Raw genomic sequence first — 16,108 nt, 5'->3', positions numbered from 1 at the left:
GGCTACTCTCCTTTCAGATAGGCCCTGAGGCGCCGTTCAACCTGCAGGCCGTTTTCACCATGGGCAATGGCAATCAACCCCTCCAGGGTCAGCTCCTGGAACAGCGCGTAATGATAATGAAAAGCCCGTAGCCGGTTGGCGAGCGGCAGATAAATCAGGTTGGCAAACCCCACCCCATAGATGGTCGCCACGAACGCAACCGCGATGCCCGCCCCCAGCGCTGACGGCTCTTCCAGATGAAACATGGCCTGGATAAGCCCAAGGACGGCACCTATGATGCCGATAGTCGGGCTGTATCCCCCCATGGCTTCAAACACTCTGGCGGCATGCTCGTTGCGTTCCTGTTCGATATCGATATCCGCCTCCAGCAACATGCGGATATCTTCCGTCGAGACCCCATCGACTATCATGCCGAGCCCCAGACGGGTAAATTCATCCTCTTCCTGCTCCGCTTGGTTCTCAAGCGCCAACAATCCCTGTTGCCGGGCAAATGCAGCCCAGGATTGCAACCGCTCGGCCTGGGTTGCGAGATCCTGATGGGGCGGGGAAAACATCCATAACGTCTGCCGGATGGCAAGCATGATGTATTTTGCGGGAGTCTGCAGTGTCACGGCACCGATTGTGCCGCCCACCACGATGAGAAACGCGGGTCCGTCAACCAGAGTGAGCAGGGAGCCACCATGCCAAACCTGGGCAATGGCAATGGCTCCCAGCGCAAGGAGCAGACCGAGCAGGCCCATGATCAGCGCCCCAACTCGACCAGAATACGCTGAGCCACCTTGTCCAGAGGGAGTGATTCGCTGGCGATGCCTGCCTTGGCAACGGCCTGGGGCATGCCATACACCACGCAGGACGCTTCATCCTGAGCCCAGATGGTGGATCCCTGCTCTTTGAGCAGGCGTGCGCCATCCCGGCCATCGGCACCCATCCCGGTCAGGACGATGGCCAATACCTTGTCGGCATAGGTTTTGGCGGCGGAGGCAAAGGTGATATCGACACAAGGCTTGTAGTTGACCTTGTCATTGCCATCGACAATCCGGATGCGTGCGCCGGCACCTCGGCCTTCCAGCAGCATCTGTCGGCCACCCGGCGCCAGATAGGCATGTCCCGGTTTGAGTACGTCGCCATCTTCGGCTTCCTTGACGCCAATCTGGCACAACCCATTGAGACGAGCAGCAAACGCGGCGGTGAAGGTCGCCGGCATATGCTGGATCAGCAAAATAGGATGAGGGAAATCCTTTGGCAACTTGGTCAGGACATTTTGCAAAGCAACGGGCCCGCCGGTCGAGGTACCTATGGCCACCAGCTGGTAGCTCTTGCCACTGCGTTTGAACGCCACAGCGGGAGCTGCGCGGGTCGGCTCCGCCTGACGTTCAATGCCACGAGCCGGAGCAACCCCGCCCAGCGGGCTGCGAGTCGCAGGCTCGGGGGCCTTCGGGCGTGCTGCCGAACTCATCATGAAACGCTTGCGGGAGATTTCTTTTACCCGCTGTTGCAGCAACCTGACCGCCTCATCTTTATCCCGGGCGATATCTTCAAATTTCTTCGGTAGAAAATCGAGCGCACCGGCATCCAGGGCATCAAGCGTCGCCTTGGCACCCTCATGGGTCAGTGAGGAGAACATCAGAATGGGAGTCGGGCACTTGGCCATGATCTCCCGCACCGCACTGATGCCATCCATCACGGGCATCTCGATGTCCATGGTGATCACGTCAGGACGCAGTGACATCGCCTTCTCGACCGCCTCACGGCCATTCTGGGCCGTGTCGATCACCGTCAGCATGGGATCCTGAGCGATGATTTCGCTCACTCGACGGCGAAAGAAGCTCGAGTCGTCGACAACTAATACCTTGACTGCCATTGTTATTTTTCTAACTCCTCGGAGCTGGGTGATTAATGTCTACGCGCATATGCCTTGAGCAGACTCGGCACGTCCAGGATCAGGGCGATACCGCCATCACTGGTGATGGTGGCCCCTGCCATGCCCGGCGTCCCCTGCAGCAGATTGTCCAGCGGCTTGATGACCACCTCTTCCTGACCAATCAGGCTGTCGACCACAAAGCCGATCTGCTGGGTACCGATCTGGACGATGACTACATGGCCGGTATCCTGACGGGAACGCTTGTTGGGCCCCCGCACCAACCACTTGTGCAGGTAGAACAGCGGAATAGCTTTCTCGCGCACTATGATGGTGAGCTGACCATCGACCATGTTGGCCTTGTTCAAATCCAGATGGAAAATCTCGTTCACACAACCAAGGGGCAGTGCAAAGGTCTGTTCTCCAACCTCAACCATCAAGGTCGGTAGAATAGCCAACGTCAGTGGCACCTTGATCTCAAGACGGGTGCCCTTGCCCCAAGTGGAATCGATATGTACGGAGCCGTTGAGGCTGACGATGCTGGTCTTCACCACGTCCATGCCGACCCCGCGACCGGAAATATCGGAAATCTCCGACTTGGTCGAGAAACCGGGGGCAAAGATCAGGTTATAGGCATCATTATCGCTCATGCGAGCAGCGGTATCCGCATCAAGCACACCACGACTGATGGCGATGGACTTGAGTTTTTCGGGATCCATACCTGCGCCATCATCTTCGATACACAGCAGGATATGATCTCCCTGCTGGGAAGCGCTCAGGGTGATGGTGCCCTGACGCGGCTTGCCCGCTTTCTCGCGCACATCCGGCATCTCGACGCCGTGGTCGCAAGAGTTGCGCACCAGGTGCACCAGCGGATCCGCCAGCGCCTCAACCAGGTTTTTGTCCAGGTCGGTATCTTCGCCGACCATCACCAGTTCGATCTCTTTCTTGAGGGTTCTGGCAAGATCGCGCACAACCCGGGGGAAGCGGCCAAACACCTTCTTGATGGGCTGCATGCGGGTTTTCATGACCGCCCCCTGCAAGTCGGCAGTCACGACATCAAGGTTGGCGACCGCCTTTGACATCTCTTCATCATTGCTGGCAATCCCCAGGCTCACCAGGCGGTTGCGCACCAGCACCAGTTCTCCCACCATGTTCATGATGACGTCCAAGGTCTTGGTGTCGACTCGTACCGTGGTATCGCTTTGTACCGCGCTGTTTTCAGCCGGCGCCGCCGCCTTCGCAGGCGCTGGTGCTGCTTTAGCGGACGTCTCGGCCGGTTTTGCCGGAGCGGCTGGAGTCGGTTTGGCGACTGGAGCAGGTGTCGGTGCAGCAGGTGCAGGCGCCGCCGATGATGTTACAGGTGAAGAGGTCTTGGCTGCAGATGCCATTGTGCTCTGCGGCCCCTGGCCGCGGCCATGCAGCTCATCCAGCAGGCGCTCAAACTCGTCATCATCAATCAGTTCATCGACTTCCTTTTGAACCGATTTCAACGGATTGATATCTGGCGCCCCAATATGCTGGCCCTGGCCATGAAGCTGATCCAGCAGAGCTTCAAACTCATCATCGGTAATATCACCGGAATCGCTGGCAACGGGAGCGGGGGCCGAGGCCGAAACGACCTTGGTCGGTGCGCCGCCGACACCATGCAACTCGTCCAGCAGACGTTCGAATTCGTCCGCAGAAATTTCATCTATTGAACCACCGCCATTGACCGGTGCGGGTTCATTATCGTCAACCATGGGAGCCGCGACGTCAGGCTCTGAAGCCATGACGGGCTCAGGTTCTACTACGGGTTCCGGTTCTGCCGCAGCACCACCACCCGAAGTGATCAACTGCTCTTCCCCTTCAGGTTTGCACAGCTCATGCAGGTCATGGAGCAGATCGTCGGAGGCAGGGCTTGGTGCTTCGCGATTCTGGACCTGGGCAAACATAACGTTGATCGCATCCAGTGCCTGCAGAATGACATCCATCAGCTCTGCGGTGACGGTACGCTTGCCGTTGCGCAAAATATCAAAGACGTTTTCCGCACCGTGGCATACGTCAACCAGTTCTCCCAGCGACAGGAACCCGGCGCCCCCTTTCACGGTATGGAAACCGCGGAAGATAGCATTTAACAGGTTTTTGTCATCTGGCCGTTTTTCCAAGTCGACCAGCTGCTCAGACAACTGTTCCAATATTTCGGAGGCTTCGACCAAAAAATCTTGCAGTATGTCTTCATCAACTTCGAAGGCCATGCGTCACTCCATTAGAATCCCAGGCTAGACAGCAGATCGTCCACATCATCCTGACCATTAACCACATCGGAACGCGCTTCCGGGTTCATGATGGGACCTTCTGCTTCAATCCCGTTGACAGGAAGGCTACGAGTTGAATGCTCGGCAGAGGCTTCACCAAACATGGTCAGCATTTCTATTAATTTTGTTTCAACTTCCTGAACAAGCTTGATGACCTTGCGGATCATCTGCCCGGTCAAATCCTGAAAATCTTGTGCCATCAGAATTTCAGTCAGCAGTTGCCGTAATTTATCGGCATCAGCCTCAGAAGCCTTAATAAAATCATCGAGTTGGTGACATAACGCCTTGAACTGGCCCACGCTCATGTCACGGGACATCAATGCATTCCAGTTTGGCAACACCAGCTGGATATTGTCGTTGAGGCGATCCGCTATCGGCAAACTGGCTTCTACGGCATCCATGGTGCGGTTGGCAGCCTTGTCCGTCATGTCGATGACGTAACTGAGGCGCTCCCGCGCGTCCGGAATTTCGTGAGTAGCCAGATCGGGAATACGGGGATCGAGACGAAATTCTTGCAGGGAATTGTGCAGTTGTCGTGTCAGCTGACCGACCTTGTCGAACAGATCGGAGGCATTGGGGGCACACACTTGCGCAAGCAAATCGTCGGCCAACTCAAATTCGCCTTGCTCCAGATGAGCAACAAGCATCCTTGCCTGGTCGAGCGAAATCATTGCTCTCGTTTTGGCCATCATCCCTGCCACCCCTTAGCCAATGCGTTCAAAAATTTTATCGAGCTTTTCCTTGAGCGTCGCAGCAGTGAAAGGCTTGACGATATAGCCATTGACCCCAGCCTGAGCGGCTTCGATGATCTGCTCACGCTTGGCCTCCGCCGTTACCATCAATACCGGCAGGTGCTTGAGTTTGTCATCGACACGAATGGCCTTGAGCAGGTCGATACCTTGCATGCCGGGCATGTTCCAGTCGGTTACCACAAACTGGAAATCACCATTTTTCAGCATCGGCAATGCGGTATTGCCATCATCCGCCTCATGGGTATTGTTGTATCCCAGATCGCGCAGCAAGTTCTTGATAATCCGGCGCATCGTTGAAAAGTCATCAACAATGAGGATTTTCATGTTCTTGTCCAAAATTCCCTCCTAAATAGCCGCCTCGGCGGCTCACTTACATGATGCTAAAAACGGGTTGTGTCCTGCGGATTATGCCTTAGTGTTTCACCTCAGTGTAGCCAGTACAGACACTTATAGATGCCAATCTCGCAAACGGGCGCGCAGTCGGTGCATTGCCTGACTATGGATCTGGCTCACCCGGGACTCACTGACGCTCAAAACCTCGCCAATCTCGCGTAAATTCAGCTCTTCGTCGTAGTAAAGAGAGAGAACCAAGGCTTCTCTCTCTGGCAGGCGACCAATTTGCTCGGATAATTCAATCTGAAATCGTTCTGCGGCCAATTCATCGAATCCGGATCCGGCAGGAGTATCATCGGGCTGCCCGATCACATCTTCACTGACCCCGAGATCCTCGATACCGATAATTTTTCCACAAGAAACATCCTGCAACATGGCGTGGTACTCATTGATCGAGACCCCCATATGGGCCGCGACATCGGTGTCACGCGCATCCCGCCCCTGCGATTGCTCCACATTCTCGATGGCTTCGGCTATCGCCCGGCTGTTGCGATGCACGGAACGAGGCACCCAGTCACCACGCCTGATCTCGTCGAGCATGGCACCGCGGATGCGGATCCCGGCATAGGTTTCAAAACTGGCGCCCTTGCTGCCATCAAAATTGCGGGAGGCTTCAAGCAGCCCAATCATACCTGCCTGGATCAGGTCATCCAGCAAGACACTGCTTGGCAGGCGAGCCAACAAGTGCTGGGCTATCCGTTTGACCAGGGGAGCGTGACGCTCCACCAGCGCATAGGAATCCTGATGACGCAAGTACGCTTGGGCTTTATTCACGGGAACCTTCCTGTGTGGTGGCCGGTTTTTGCAACAGATTTTCTAGGAAAAACTCCAGGTGACCGCCCGGGTGGTTCGGCACCGGCCAACTGGCGGCCTTGTTGGCAAGGGCCCGGAAGGCCAGGGCGGCCGGCGACTTCGGAAACGCCTCGACAATCAGCTTCTGCTTGCGCACTGCAGCCCGCAGGTTGGTGTCATAAGGCACGCAGGCCACCAGCTCGAGTGAGGTATCCAGGAAGCGATCCGTCACCCGGGTCAGCTTGGCGAACAGTTCCTGTCCTTCCCGCAGGCTGCGCACCATGTTGGCTACCACCTTGAAGCGGAACACCCCGTGTTCCTTGGAGAGGATCTTGATGAGAGCGTAGGCATCCGTGATGGAGGTGGGTTCATCACACACCACTACCATGATGTCCTGGGCCGCACGAGTGAAACTCAGCACCATGTCAGAGATACCGGCTGCGGTATCCACCAGCAACACGTCGACCTGGGTCTTCATCTCGCTGAAGGCACGGATCAGCTCGGCATGCTGCACCGGCGTAAGCTCTACCATGGACTGGGTACCCGAGGTCGCCGGCACTATCATCATGCCGTAGGGCCCCTCAACGATGATGTCGTCTATGGTGCACTCGCCGGCCAATACGTGAGAGAGGTTGCGATGCACCCTCAGCCCCAGCATGACGTCGACGTTGGCAAGACCCAGGTCGGCATCCAGCACCATCACCCGCTTGCCTTGTGCCGCCATGGCACCCGCCACGTTCAGTGTCACGTTGGTTTTACCCACGCCACCCTTGCCGCCGGACACGGCGATCACTTTCACTCGATTGTTTTGACGCATTTTGCGCAGACCACTTGCCTGATCCATATACATGTTACTCATAAAACTCCGAATCTTCGGCTTCGCCAAAGCCCGCGCCCCAGAAATAGGGCTCTTGCGTTTCTCGCTCCAGCGAACCCATGGCCGCGCCGACGAGCTGCGCCGCATCGGCAACCTGAATATCTTCCGGAACCCGCTGGCCATCAGTGATGTAACTGATCGGCAAGGCGTTCTGGATACACACGTTAATCACTTCGCCCAGATTCAGACTTTCATCCAATTTGGTAAGTATGCAGCCGCTGAGCGGGATCCGCCGGAAATGGTCTACTGCTTCCTGCATCACCCGGCGCTGCGAGGTCGCCGACATCACCAGATAGTTGCGGATCCGTACCTTGGCATTCTTGACCAGGGTATCGAGCTGTTCGGTCAACCGCACATCCCGCTGGCCAACCCCGGCGGTATCGATCAATACCAGGCGACGATGACGGAACTGATAGAGCGCATTGGCCAGCTCCTCGGCATCCCGCACCTGGCGAACCGGGCAGCCCATGATGCGGCCATAGGTCTGCAGCTGTTCATGGGCACCGATCCGGTAGTTGTCGGTGGTGATGAGCGCCACCTGCTCAGCGCCATACTTCATGGCAAAACGGGCCGCCAGTTTGGCGATGGTGGTGGTCTTGCCCACCCCGGTCGGGCCAAGCAGGGCCACGGCCCCGCCCTGGCGCAAGATCTCGTCTTCGCTGATCTTGAGCTGGGCGGTGAGCACCTCGGCCAGCTGGGCCATCGCCTGATGAATGGGCATGTCTTCCGGGATGATGCCTGCCAGCTGATCAGCAAAAGCGTCATCAAAGCCCATTTTCTTGAGCTCCTTGATGAGCAAGGCCCGCATCGGCTCGCGGCGCTCCACTTCTTGCCACATCAGTCCGGAGATCTGGTGCTCCAGCAGTTTGCGGATGCTGGCCATCTCCTTGCGCATCCCTTCCATCTCCTGATCCCGCTGGGCAGGCTGAGAAGAACGCCCACCGGCCGCCATCCGGGGCTTGGGCCTGGCAGGCTCGGGAGCCGCTCCCCACTGTCCCTGTTCGGCTAGGGTTTTGGGAGCACTACTGGCCGCCGCCAGACCGGCGGACTGCTGGCCACCAAGCGGTGCCTGGCTGGCCGGTTTGAGCTTTTGCTGGCGGGCCAGCAGGGCAGCCAGGGTATCGGCATAATGTTCGTTCTGCCCCTGAGGCTGGGCAGGTTCGGGGCGATTCATCTGCCGCGCGGCAGACGAAATATTGACGCTCTCATCGTTCAACTGACGGCGAACTGGCGCATCTTTGGGCCCCGGTACCTGGGACTGATAATCGACAGCCGCGACTATCTCCACCCCACCGGTGACCTTTTTGTTGGACATGATGACGGCATCGGGCCCGAGAGTCTCCTTGACCTCGGCCAGAGCCGTTCGCATGTCCTTGGCAAAAAACCGCTTAATCTTCACCCGTCGTCTCCGCTAACTAGTTCTGTCCCACCGCACTGACGATGCGAATCTGCTTGTCGTCAGGCACTTCCTGATAAGACAGAACACGTAATCCAGGAATGGCATTCTTGACAAATTTGGCCAGGGTATTGCGCAAGATCCCCGATGTCAGAAGCACGGCCGGCTGACCTTCCAGCTCTTGCCGTTGTGTGGCTTCCACCAGCGAGCGCTGCATCCGCTCCGCCAGGCCAGGTTCAATCCCTGCTCCATCACCACCACCTGCCTGCAGTGATTGATGCAATATACGTTCCAACTCTGGAGCCAAGGTGATCACCGGCAGCTCGGGATCGGGACCGGCAATCTCCTGGACGATAAGGCGGCGCAGGGCAATCCGGCAGGCGGCCGTGAGCACTTCCGGATCCGGGCTACGCGGCGCGTATTCGACCAGGGTCTGCAGGATAGTGCGCATGTCGCGAATTGGCACGCCCTCATTGAGCAAATTCTGCAATACCTTCACCAGGTTGCCCATGCTGATCACCTCGGGCACCAACCCTTCCACCAGCTTGCTCTGATGCTTGCCGATCATGTCGAGCAGCTGTTGCACCTCGTCATGACCCAGCAGCAGGGCCGCATGGTTGGCAAGGATCTGGCTCAGATGCGTCGCCACCACGGTGGCGGTATCCACCACCGTATAGCCCAGGGTCTGGGCATGGGAGACCTGCTCCTTGGCGACCCACACCGCCTCCAGCCCGAAGGCGGGATCCCGGGTGGCAATCCCCTGCACCTGACCAAAGACCTGACCCGGGTTGATGGCCATCTCCTTGTCATAGTAGACATTGGCCTCGCCGGTGCTGACCCCCATCAGGGTAATGCGATACTGGTTGGGCGCCAGATCCAAGTTGTCGCGAATATGTACCGCCGGCACCAGAAAGCCCAGCTCTTGGGAGAGCTTCTTGCGCACCCCCTTGATCCGGTTGAGCAGCTCCCCGCCCTGATTGCGATCCACCAGCGGGATGAGCTGATAACCCACCTCGAGACCGATGATGTCCACCGGCATTACGTCATCCCAACTCAGCTCTTTCTGTTCGTGGGGCTGCTCTGCGCTAGCCGGCATCAGCTCGCCCTTGGCCGCCTTGGCCGCAGCCAGCTTCTCGCGACGCAGCAGCCACCAGGCCCCCAGTGCCGCCAGGCCGCCCAGGCTCAGGAAGGCAAAGTGCGGCATACCGGGCACCAGGCCCATCATCAGCAGGATGGCGGCAGAGATGATCAGCGCCTTGGGATTATCGAACAGCTGGCCCAGCACGGCCGTGCCCATGTCCTGATCGGTATTTTGGCGGGTCACGATAATGGCGGCGGCGATGGAGAGCAGCAGCGAAGGGATCTGGGCAACCAGGCCATCACCGATGGCGAGCAGGGTATAGATTTCGGCCGATTCGCCGAAGGTCAGATTGTGCTGGGCCATCCCTATGATGAAACCACCCAGGATGTTGATGAAGAGGATCATGATGCCCGCGATGGCATCCCCTTTCACAAACTTGGAGGCACCATCCATGGAGCCGTAGAAGTCCGCTTCCTGGGTGACTTCCTGACGGCGCTTCTTCGCCTCTTCCTGATTGATAAGGCCGGCGTTCAGGTCGGCATCGATGGCCATCTGCTTGCCGGGCATGGCATCCAGGGTGAAGCGGGCACTAACTTCAGAGATCCGTCCCGCACCCTTGGTGACCACCACGAAGTTGATGATCATGAGGATCAGGAAGACGATGATGCCGACCGCATAGTTGCCACCGATCACCACGTTGCCGAAGGCCTCGATCACATGACCGGCCGCCGCGCTGCCGTTATGGCCTTCCAGCAGCACCACCCGGGTGGAGGCGACGTTGAGGGCCAGTCGCAACAGGGTGGCTACCAGCAATACGGTCGGGAAGGCGGCGAACTCCAGCGGACGGCGGGTATAAACGGCCACCAGCAGCACGACGATGGAGAGGGCGATGTTGAAGGAGAAGAGGATATCCAGCATCAGCGGCGGGATGGGCAGCACCACCATGCCAAGGGATGCCAGCACCAGCAAGGGGGTGCCAAACCCTTTGCCAAGCAGCCCTCTGTACTCTTTTAAGCGGCCCAATGATGCCTTGAATTCCATCGCCATTCTCAATTTCAACTCGCAGATGGCAAATTAAAGCAAACATTGAGCCAACAATTCAATGTATTGATTTTGAATGATTTTATTTTGACGACGTCAGAAGTTTGTCATTTGCGATATTCAGGCGGGATGGGGAGATCCTTGGCCAGCGGTTGCGGACGACGCCCCTGGCCACGGCGGAATTTCTTGAGCTGGAAGACATAGGCCAGCACCTGGGCCACTGCGGCAAACAACCCCTCCGGGATCTCGCGCCCGAGCTCGGTAGAGTGGTAGATGGCTCGGGTCAGTTCGGGAGAGGGCATGATGGGGATTTCGTATTCCCGCGCAATTTCCCGAATTTTCATTGCAATCTCGTCAGTCCCCTTGGCGATCACCTTGGGCGCTGCACCGGGCTTGCCCGCCTCATACTGGAGCGCCACCGAATAGTGGGTCGGGTTGGTGATCACCACATCGGCCTTGGGGATCTCCCCCATCATGCGCCGCATCGCCATCTCCATCTGCAGACGACGGATCCGCCCCTTCACCTCGGGCTTGCCTTCGCTGTCCTTGAATTCGTCCTTCACCTCTTGCTTGGTCATCTTGAGCTGGCGCATGTGGTTCCACTGCTGGAACGGCACGTCGATGGCCACGATGGGAATGAGGGCGCAGCAGAGGATGATGAGCATCCACAAAAACAGCTCCAGCGCATCTATGATGCCGCCGGGGAATCCCTCCAGGGAGAGGTTGAGCAGGTGGTTGAACTGGCTCGACAGCATCCACCAGGCAAACAGGCTGATGAAGACCACCTTGGCGATGGACTTGACCAGCTCGATCAGGGACTGAACGCCGAACATCCGCTTGAAGCCGTTGATGGGGCTCAGCTTGCTGAACTTGGGCATCATGGCCTCGGTGGAGAAGTTCATCCCCCCCATCAAGATGTTGCCGACGAAGGCGGCGATGGCCACCAGCGCAAACAGCATCCCCAAGGGAAGTATCAATTCCGACAACAGGGCCGGCACCATGGCGATCATGGCCGCGGGATCGAAGGCTTGATCCCGATCCAAGGTGAAGCCCATGGTCAACACCTTGATCATGGCGGTCGCCAGGGAAGCCTTGATCATCAGCAATCCGAACACGGCCGCCAGCAGCACGCTGGCGGTTCCCAGCTCCTTGGAGCGTGCAATCTGCCCTTTTTCACGGGCTTGTTGCAGTCGTTTGCCCGTGGGTTGTTCGGTACGTTCCTGATCGGTATCAGCCATGGGTGCCTCCGAAACACTGGGTGCCGATCAGCTCGCAGCTGACCTCCTGCACCCTCTCCCACATGGTATCGAAATGACCGAGGAAGCCGCCGATGGTGAGCCAGAGGATCAGCAGACCCGACATCATGCTGACCGCAAAGCCGATGCTGAAAATGTTGAGCTGGGGCGCCGCCCGGGTCATGACACCGAACGCGAAGTTGATGAGGAGCAGCGCAACGATGGCGGAGAGCGCCATCACCAGAGAGGCCTGATACATGACCCCGAGAAAACCGATCAGGGTCCGGATGGAGGGGAGCGACAGCCCGCTATCCGACACCGGCAGCGTCTCGAAACTCAAGATCACCAGGCGCAGCATGATGAGATGACCATCCACCGCGAGAAAGACCAGGGTCGCCAGCATCAGATAAAACTGGCCCACTACGGGGGCCGACTGGCCATTCATGGGATCCACCAGGGTGGCAAAACCCAGGCTGGTCTGCATGGCGATGACCTGGCCGGCCATCACGAAACTCTCCATCAGAAACTGGGTCATCAGACCCAGCGCCACACCGATGAGCAGCTGCTGGGCCAGCACCAGAAAACTGCCGACGGAGAAGAGCTCGACCGGTGGCATCTTGGGTAGTAGCGGCGAGATCAGAAAGGTGATGACCAGCGCCAGTCCCATGCGCACGCGCGCCGGCGTCAGGCGACTGCCGAACACCGCCATCACCATCAGGAGGCTGCTCACCCGCGCCAGTGGCCAAAGGATAGAAGACAACCACTCCATGATAAGAGCGGTTGTGTAGGTCATCCCACCACCTCGGGGATCTGGCTGACCATCAGGATAAAGAAGTCCATCAGGCTCTGCAGGCCCCAGTGAGCCCCCGCCCCCAGGGCAAACAGGGTGACGATGAGACGGGGCAGGAAGCTCAGAGTCTGTTCGTTGATGGAGGTGGCCGCCTGAAAGATGGCGACCATCAAGCCAACGAACAGGCTGGGCAGGATTACGGCGCTCACCATGATGTTCACCAGCCAGAGCGCCTCACGAAAGACGTCGACAAAGGTTTCCGGACTCATATGCAGGGCTCCTTGCGCTTGGCCGGCTTAGCCGGCACCCAGTCCGAAGCTGTTGGCCAGCGATCCCAGAATGAGGTTCCAGCCATCCACCATGACGAACAGCATCAGCTTGAATGGCAGGGAGACGATCATCGGGGAGAGCATCATCATACCCATGGCCATCAGGATACTGGCCACCACCAGGTCGATGACCAGAAACGGCAGGAACAGCATGAAGCCGATCTGGAAAGCGGTCTTGAGCTCGCTGGTGACGAAGGCCGGGATCAGCACCCGCAGCGGCACGTCGGCGGGCTTGGCCACCTGGACGTTGGCGATCTCCATGAAGGTATTGAGATCCTTGACCCGGGTCTGGGCCAGCATGAACTGATGGATGGGCAACTGGGCTCGCTCGAGTGCCTCCTTGGCCTGGATGGTCTCCGCCAGATAGGGCTGCAGCGCCTCGTTGTTGATGCGATCCAGCACCGGCGACATGATGAAGAACGACATGAACAGGGCGATGCCGATCAACACCTGGTTGGAGGGGCTCTGCTGCAGACCGATGGCCTGGCGCAGGATGCCGAGCACGACGACGATGCGGGTAAACGAAGTCATCATGATGACCATGGCCGGCAAGAAGGAGAGCGCCGTCATCAAGGCCAGCACTTGCAGCGTCAGGCTGTACTCCTGACTGCCGTCCGCCATGGTCTTGACGGTCACCGCCGACATGCCGCCATCCTGGGCCATGGCGAGGGGTGACAGCAGGCCGACCAGCAGCCAGATCCAGTTAGCTTTGTTCATGCTTGCCCATCAATTTGCCGAGCTGCTGGGAAAACGCCTGGGGCTGGCTCTCGTCCAGCGGCTCCTCCAGACGATAGAGGAAATTGACCTGCTGCGGGGTGACCCCGATCAGCAGCTGCTGCTCGCCCACCTTGACCACCATCAGCTTCTCCTTGTAGCCGACCGGCAGGCTGGCGATGACCCGCATCTGCCCGCCCCCCATGGCGTTGGCAATCTTGCTCTTCTTGAGCAGAAAGCCCAGCACCAGGATGAGGCCGATCACCATCAGGCTGGAGAGCAGCCAGGAGCTCAGGCTGGGAGGATTGGCCGCCCCCCCGACGTCGGCCAGCGCGGGCAAGGGCAACAGCAGTAACAGGAGCAGGCGCATCATTTGAGTTTCTTGATCCGTTCAATCTGGCTGATGGCATCGGCCAACACAGAAGGGATGCCGCACTTCTTGGTCAGAATCCGGGGAGCCCATATCGGCGACACAATGAATCTTGTCATTTGAGCTTCTTGATCCTTTCTATCTGGCTGATGACATCGGTCAGACGGATACCGAACTTGTCGTTCACCACCACCACCTCACCGTGAGCGATCAGGGTGCCGTTGACCAGCACGTCCAGCGGTTCGCCCGCCACGCGATCCAGCTCCACTACGGAGCCCTGGTTCAGCTGCAGCAGATTGCGAATGCTGATCTGGCTGCGGCCCACCTCCATGGCGATGGTGACCGGAATATCCAGAATGGTGTCGAGCTTGCGCCGCTCCTCGGCACTGATTGGCGCATCGTCCTTCAGCTCCTCGAGGGGGGCCGGTTTGGCTTCCGCCGTTACCTGCTCCTCCAGCGCGGCAGCCCAGGCATCCGCCATCAGATCCTCTTCATCAGTTCCGCTCATCTTGGTTCCTTATGCTACTTCGTGACCCCTGAATCGCTTCAGGGGCCGATTATGGCTGTTGATCTTCGATGCTGCGCTCGAGCTCTTCCAGCTCGGCTTCTCCATCGATGCGTACACCGCCCCGGGTCACCAGATGCATCTCTGTCTTGACCCCTTCCGGGCGTTTGAGCTTGTCGGTGATCTTGAGCGCCACGTTGTCCTTGGTGCGACCCATCTTGGCGTGGAAGGTGGGCAGATCCTCCACAAACACCAGCAGGTTCTCCGGCATCTCCACCGGAATGATGTCACCGGGCTGCAGCTCCATTAGCTCGCGCAGGGTGAGCTCTGTCTCCAGCAGCTTGGCCCTCAGCTCCACCTTGACGTCCATGATCTCGTCGCGCAGGGCCTTGCTCCAGCGCACGTCGGTGTCACCCTTGTCGCTCTGGACACCGGCATCGAGCAGCTCGCGGATGGGCTCCAGCATGGAGTAGGGCATGGCGACGTGGAAGTCGCCACCGCCGCCGTCCAGCTCGATGTGGAACGAGCTCACTACGATCACCTCGGTGGGACTGACGATGTTGGCCATGGCCGGGTTCACCTCGGAGTCGAGGTACTCGAAGCCCACGTCCATCACCGGCGCCCAGGCATCCTTGTAATCTTCAAAGACCAGCTTGAGCAACATCTGGATGATGCGTCGCTCGGTCGGGGTGAACTCGCGCCCCTCGATCTTGGCGTGGTAACGACCGTCACCACCGAAGAAGTTCTCCACCAGGATGAAGACCAGCCGCGCCTCCATGGTGATGAGCGCCGTGCCCTTGAGGGGACGAAAGCGGACCATGTTGAGACTGGTCGGCACGAACAGGGTGTGGACATACTCGCCGAATTTCAGCATCTGCACGCCGTTGATGGAGACCTCGGCGGTGCGGCGCATCATGTTGAACAGGCTGATCCGCATATGGCGGGCGAAACGCTCGTTCACCAGCTCCAGGGTCGGCATCCGGCCACGGACGATGCGGTCCTGGGAGGAGAAGTCAAACTGGGCAACGCCGGGATCCCCCGCCGCCCCTATCTCTTCCTCTTCGACATCATCGACACCGTGCAAGAGGGCATCAATTTCGTCCTGACTTAACAGATCGCTCACGCTTCACCTATTGCATTACAAAGCCGGTAAACAGCACTTGTTCGATAACGGGGGAAGAGACCAGGTCATTGAGCACCCGACGGCACTCTTCCAGTGAATCCTTGCGCAGCTTCTCCTTGCCTTCGAAGGTCATCAACTGCTCGGCGGGTGCGGCACTGAAGACCCGCAGCAGGGTCCCTTCGATCAGTGGAATATGTTGCTTGGCCAGGGCCTCGTCGGCGGTGCCGCGCACCATCAGCTGGATCTTGATCTGCACCAGTCGATCACGCTGCGCCCCCGCCACGTTGAACACGAAGGGGCGGGGCATACCGACATAGAGTGACGGTTGGGGCGCCGCATCCTTCGCCGCTGCGCCATCGGCCTGCTCACTCTGCACACCCTCTGCCGGTTTGTCAGAGCCGGAGAGCATAAACCAGGCCCCTGCACCGCCACCGGCCAGCAAGATGACGGCCAGGGCAATGATAATGATCAGCTTTTTTTTCTTGCCCGCAGCGGGGTCTTTTAGCGTCAGTTCGTTATCGTCAGCCATCCCTTGTCCACCCTAGTCTCAAACTT

The 16,108-nt window shown here is 58.5% G+C and carries 17 protein-coding genes; all 17 read right to left on the bottom strand.

Features of this window, described 5'->3' with window-relative positions; all coding sequences use genetic code 11:
- Window positions 1-2 precede the first annotated feature (2 nt).
- Window positions 3-740, bottom strand: a complete 738-nt coding sequence (locus MRK42_RS06190; protein ID WP_042024832.1) for a flagellar motor protein — start codon at window positions 738-740, stop codon at window positions 3-5.
- 2 nt (window positions 741-742) lie between these two features.
- A complete protein-coding gene (locus MRK42_RS06185) occupies window positions 743-1,861 on the bottom strand; it encodes a chemotaxis response regulator protein-glutamate methylesterase (protein ID WP_026457227.1) in 1,119 nt (372 codons plus the stop codon).
- Window positions 1,862-1,893: 32 nt separating this feature from the next.
- A complete protein-coding gene (locus MRK42_RS06180) occupies window positions 1,894-4,095 on the bottom strand; it encodes a chemotaxis protein CheA (protein ID WP_338611947.1) in 2,202 nt (733 codons plus the stop codon).
- Window positions 4,096-4,106: 11 nt separating this feature from the next.
- A complete protein-coding gene (locus MRK42_RS06175; protein ID WP_026457228.1) occupies window positions 4,107-4,847 on the bottom strand; it encodes a protein phosphatase CheZ in 741 nt (246 codons plus the stop codon).
- Between the two features lie 12 nt (window positions 4,848-4,859).
- Window positions 4,860-5,243 carry a chemotaxis response regulator CheY gene (gene cheY, locus MRK42_RS06170; protein ID WP_026457229.1) on the bottom strand — a complete coding sequence of 128 codons (384 nt, stop codon included), beginning with the start codon at window positions 5,241-5,243 and terminating at the stop codon, window positions 4,860-4,862.
- Window positions 5,244-5,354: 111 nt separating this feature from the next.
- Entirely contained in the window at window positions 5,355-6,074 is a 720-nt protein-coding gene (locus MRK42_RS06165; protein WP_042024829.1) for an RNA polymerase sigma factor FliA, read from the bottom strand.
- Window positions 6,067-6,942 (bottom strand): MinD/ParA family protein, encoded by an 876-nt coding sequence (locus tag MRK42_RS06160; protein ID WP_354689042.1) that lies wholly within the window; start codon window positions 6,940-6,942, stop codon window positions 6,067-6,069. Before MRK42_RS06160 ends, MRK42_RS06165 begins: the two co-directional genes overlap by 8 nt.
- 1 nt (window position 6,943) lies before the next feature.
- Window positions 6,944-8,368 carry a flagellar biosynthesis protein FlhF gene (gene flhF, locus MRK42_RS06155; protein ID WP_224211300.1) on the bottom strand — a complete coding sequence of 475 codons (1,425 nt, stop codon included), beginning with the start codon at window positions 8,366-8,368 and terminating at the stop codon, window positions 6,944-6,946.
- Between the two features lie 16 nt (window positions 8,369-8,384).
- Window positions 8,385-10,487, bottom strand: coding sequence for a flagellar biosynthesis protein FlhA (flhA, locus tag MRK42_RS06150; RefSeq protein ID WP_042072158.1), 2,103 nt, complete (start codon window positions 10,485-10,487; stop codon window positions 8,385-8,387).
- A 107-nt stretch (window positions 10,488-10,594) separates the two neighbouring features.
- Window positions 10,595-11,725, bottom strand: a complete 1,131-nt coding sequence (gene flhB, locus MRK42_RS06145) for a flagellar biosynthesis protein FlhB (RefSeq protein ID WP_026457795.1) — start codon at window positions 11,723-11,725, stop codon at window positions 10,595-10,597.
- On the bottom strand, window positions 11,718-12,515 hold the full coding sequence (gene fliR / locus MRK42_RS06140) for a flagellar biosynthetic protein FliR (RefSeq protein WP_354688925.1): 798 nt from the start codon (window positions 12,513-12,515) through the stop codon (window positions 11,718-11,720). Before fliR ends, flhB begins: the two co-directional genes overlap by 8 nt.
- The gene (gene fliQ, locus MRK42_RS06135; protein ID WP_026457793.1) at window positions 12,512-12,781 is read right to left on the bottom strand and encodes a flagellar biosynthesis protein FliQ; all 270 of its coding nucleotides are present in this window, start codon (window positions 12,779-12,781) and stop codon (window positions 12,512-12,514) included. The genes fliR and fliQ overlap by 4 nt, the downstream gene beginning before the upstream one ends.
- A 27-nt stretch (window positions 12,782-12,808) precedes the next feature.
- Window positions 12,809-13,558: a flagellar type III secretion system pore protein FliP gene (gene fliP, locus MRK42_RS06130; protein WP_042024824.1), complete on the bottom strand. Its 750-nt coding sequence runs from the start codon at window positions 13,556-13,558 to the stop codon at window positions 12,809-12,811.
- Window positions 13,545-13,928 carry a flagellar biosynthetic protein FliO gene (gene fliO, locus MRK42_RS06125; protein WP_042024823.1) on the bottom strand — a complete coding sequence of 128 codons (384 nt, stop codon included), beginning with the start codon at window positions 13,926-13,928 and terminating at the stop codon, window positions 13,545-13,547. Before fliO ends, fliP begins: the two co-directional genes overlap by 14 nt.
- A 112-nt stretch (window positions 13,929-14,040) precedes the next feature.
- A complete protein-coding gene (fliN, locus tag MRK42_RS06120; RefSeq protein WP_011705280.1) occupies window positions 14,041-14,433 on the bottom strand; it encodes a flagellar motor switch protein FliN in 393 nt (130 codons plus the stop codon).
- Between the two features lie 49 nt (window positions 14,434-14,482).
- Window positions 14,483-15,553 (bottom strand): flagellar motor switch protein FliM, encoded by a 1,071-nt coding sequence (gene fliM, locus MRK42_RS06115; RefSeq protein ID WP_042024822.1) that lies wholly within the window; start codon window positions 15,551-15,553, stop codon window positions 14,483-14,485.
- A 7-nt stretch (window positions 15,554-15,560) separates the two neighbouring features.
- Window positions 15,561-16,082 carry a flagellar basal body-associated protein FliL gene (gene fliL / locus MRK42_RS06110; RefSeq protein ID WP_354688924.1) on the bottom strand — a complete coding sequence of 174 codons (522 nt, stop codon included), beginning with the start codon at window positions 16,080-16,082 and terminating at the stop codon, window positions 15,561-15,563.
- Window positions 16,083-16,108 lie beyond the last annotated feature (26 nt).

Origin of the sequence: Aeromonas sp. 19NY04SH05-1 (genome assembly GCF_040581895.1) — a bacterium.
Classification (GTDB): domain Bacteria; phylum Pseudomonadota; class Gammaproteobacteria; order Enterobacterales; family Aeromonadaceae; genus Aeromonas; species Aeromonas enteropelogenes.
This window is presented reverse-complemented; position numbering and strand designations above follow the sequence as displayed.

Bases quoted from the DNA above. Each gene is read 5' to 3' on its own strand.
- MRK42_RS06190 (WP_042024832.1), bottom strand. From the start codon at position 740: ATGGGCCTGCTCGGTCTGCTCCTTGCGCTGGGAGCCATTGCCATTGCC.
- MRK42_RS06185 (WP_026457227.1), bottom strand. From the start codon at position 1,861: ATGGCAGTCAAGGTATTAGTTGTCGACGACTCGAGCTTCTTTCGCCGT.
- MRK42_RS06180 (WP_338611947.1), bottom strand. From the start codon at position 4,095: ATGGCCTTCGAAGTTGATGAAGACATACTGCAAGATTTTTTGGTCGAA.
- MRK42_RS06175 (WP_026457228.1), bottom strand. From the start codon at position 4,847: ATGATGGCCAAAACGAGAGCAATGATTTCGCTCGACCAGGCAAGGATG.
- MRK42_RS06160 (WP_354689042.1), bottom strand. From the start codon at position 6,942: ATGTATATGGATCAGGCAAGTGGTCTGCGCAAAATGCGTCAAAACAAT.
- flhA (WP_042072158.1), bottom strand. From the start codon at position 10,487: ATGGAATTCAAGGCATCATTGGGCCGCTTAAAAGAGTACAGAGGGCTG.
- flhB (WP_026457795.1), bottom strand. From the start codon at position 11,725: ATGGCTGATACCGATCAGGAACGTACCGAACAACCCACGGGCAAACGA.
- fliR (WP_354688925.1), bottom strand. From the start codon at position 12,515: ATGACCTACACAACCGCTCTTATCATGGAGTGGTTGTCTTCTATCCTT.
- fliQ (WP_026457793.1), bottom strand. From the start codon at position 12,781: ATGAGTCCGGAAACCTTTGTCGACGTCTTTCGTGAGGCGCTCTGGCTG.
- fliP (WP_042024824.1), bottom strand. From the start codon at position 13,558: ATGAACAAAGCTAACTGGATCTGGCTGCTGGTCGGCCTGCTGTCACCC.
- fliO (WP_042024823.1), bottom strand. From the start codon at position 13,928: ATGATGCGCCTGCTCCTGTTACTGCTGTTGCCCTTGCCCGCGCTGGCC.
- fliN (WP_011705280.1), bottom strand. From the start codon at position 14,433: ATGAGCGGAACTGATGAAGAGGATCTGATGGCGGATGCCTGGGCTGCC.
- fliL (WP_354688924.1), bottom strand. From the start codon at position 16,082: ATGGCTGACGATAACGAACTGACGCTAAAAGACCCCGCTGCGGGCAAG.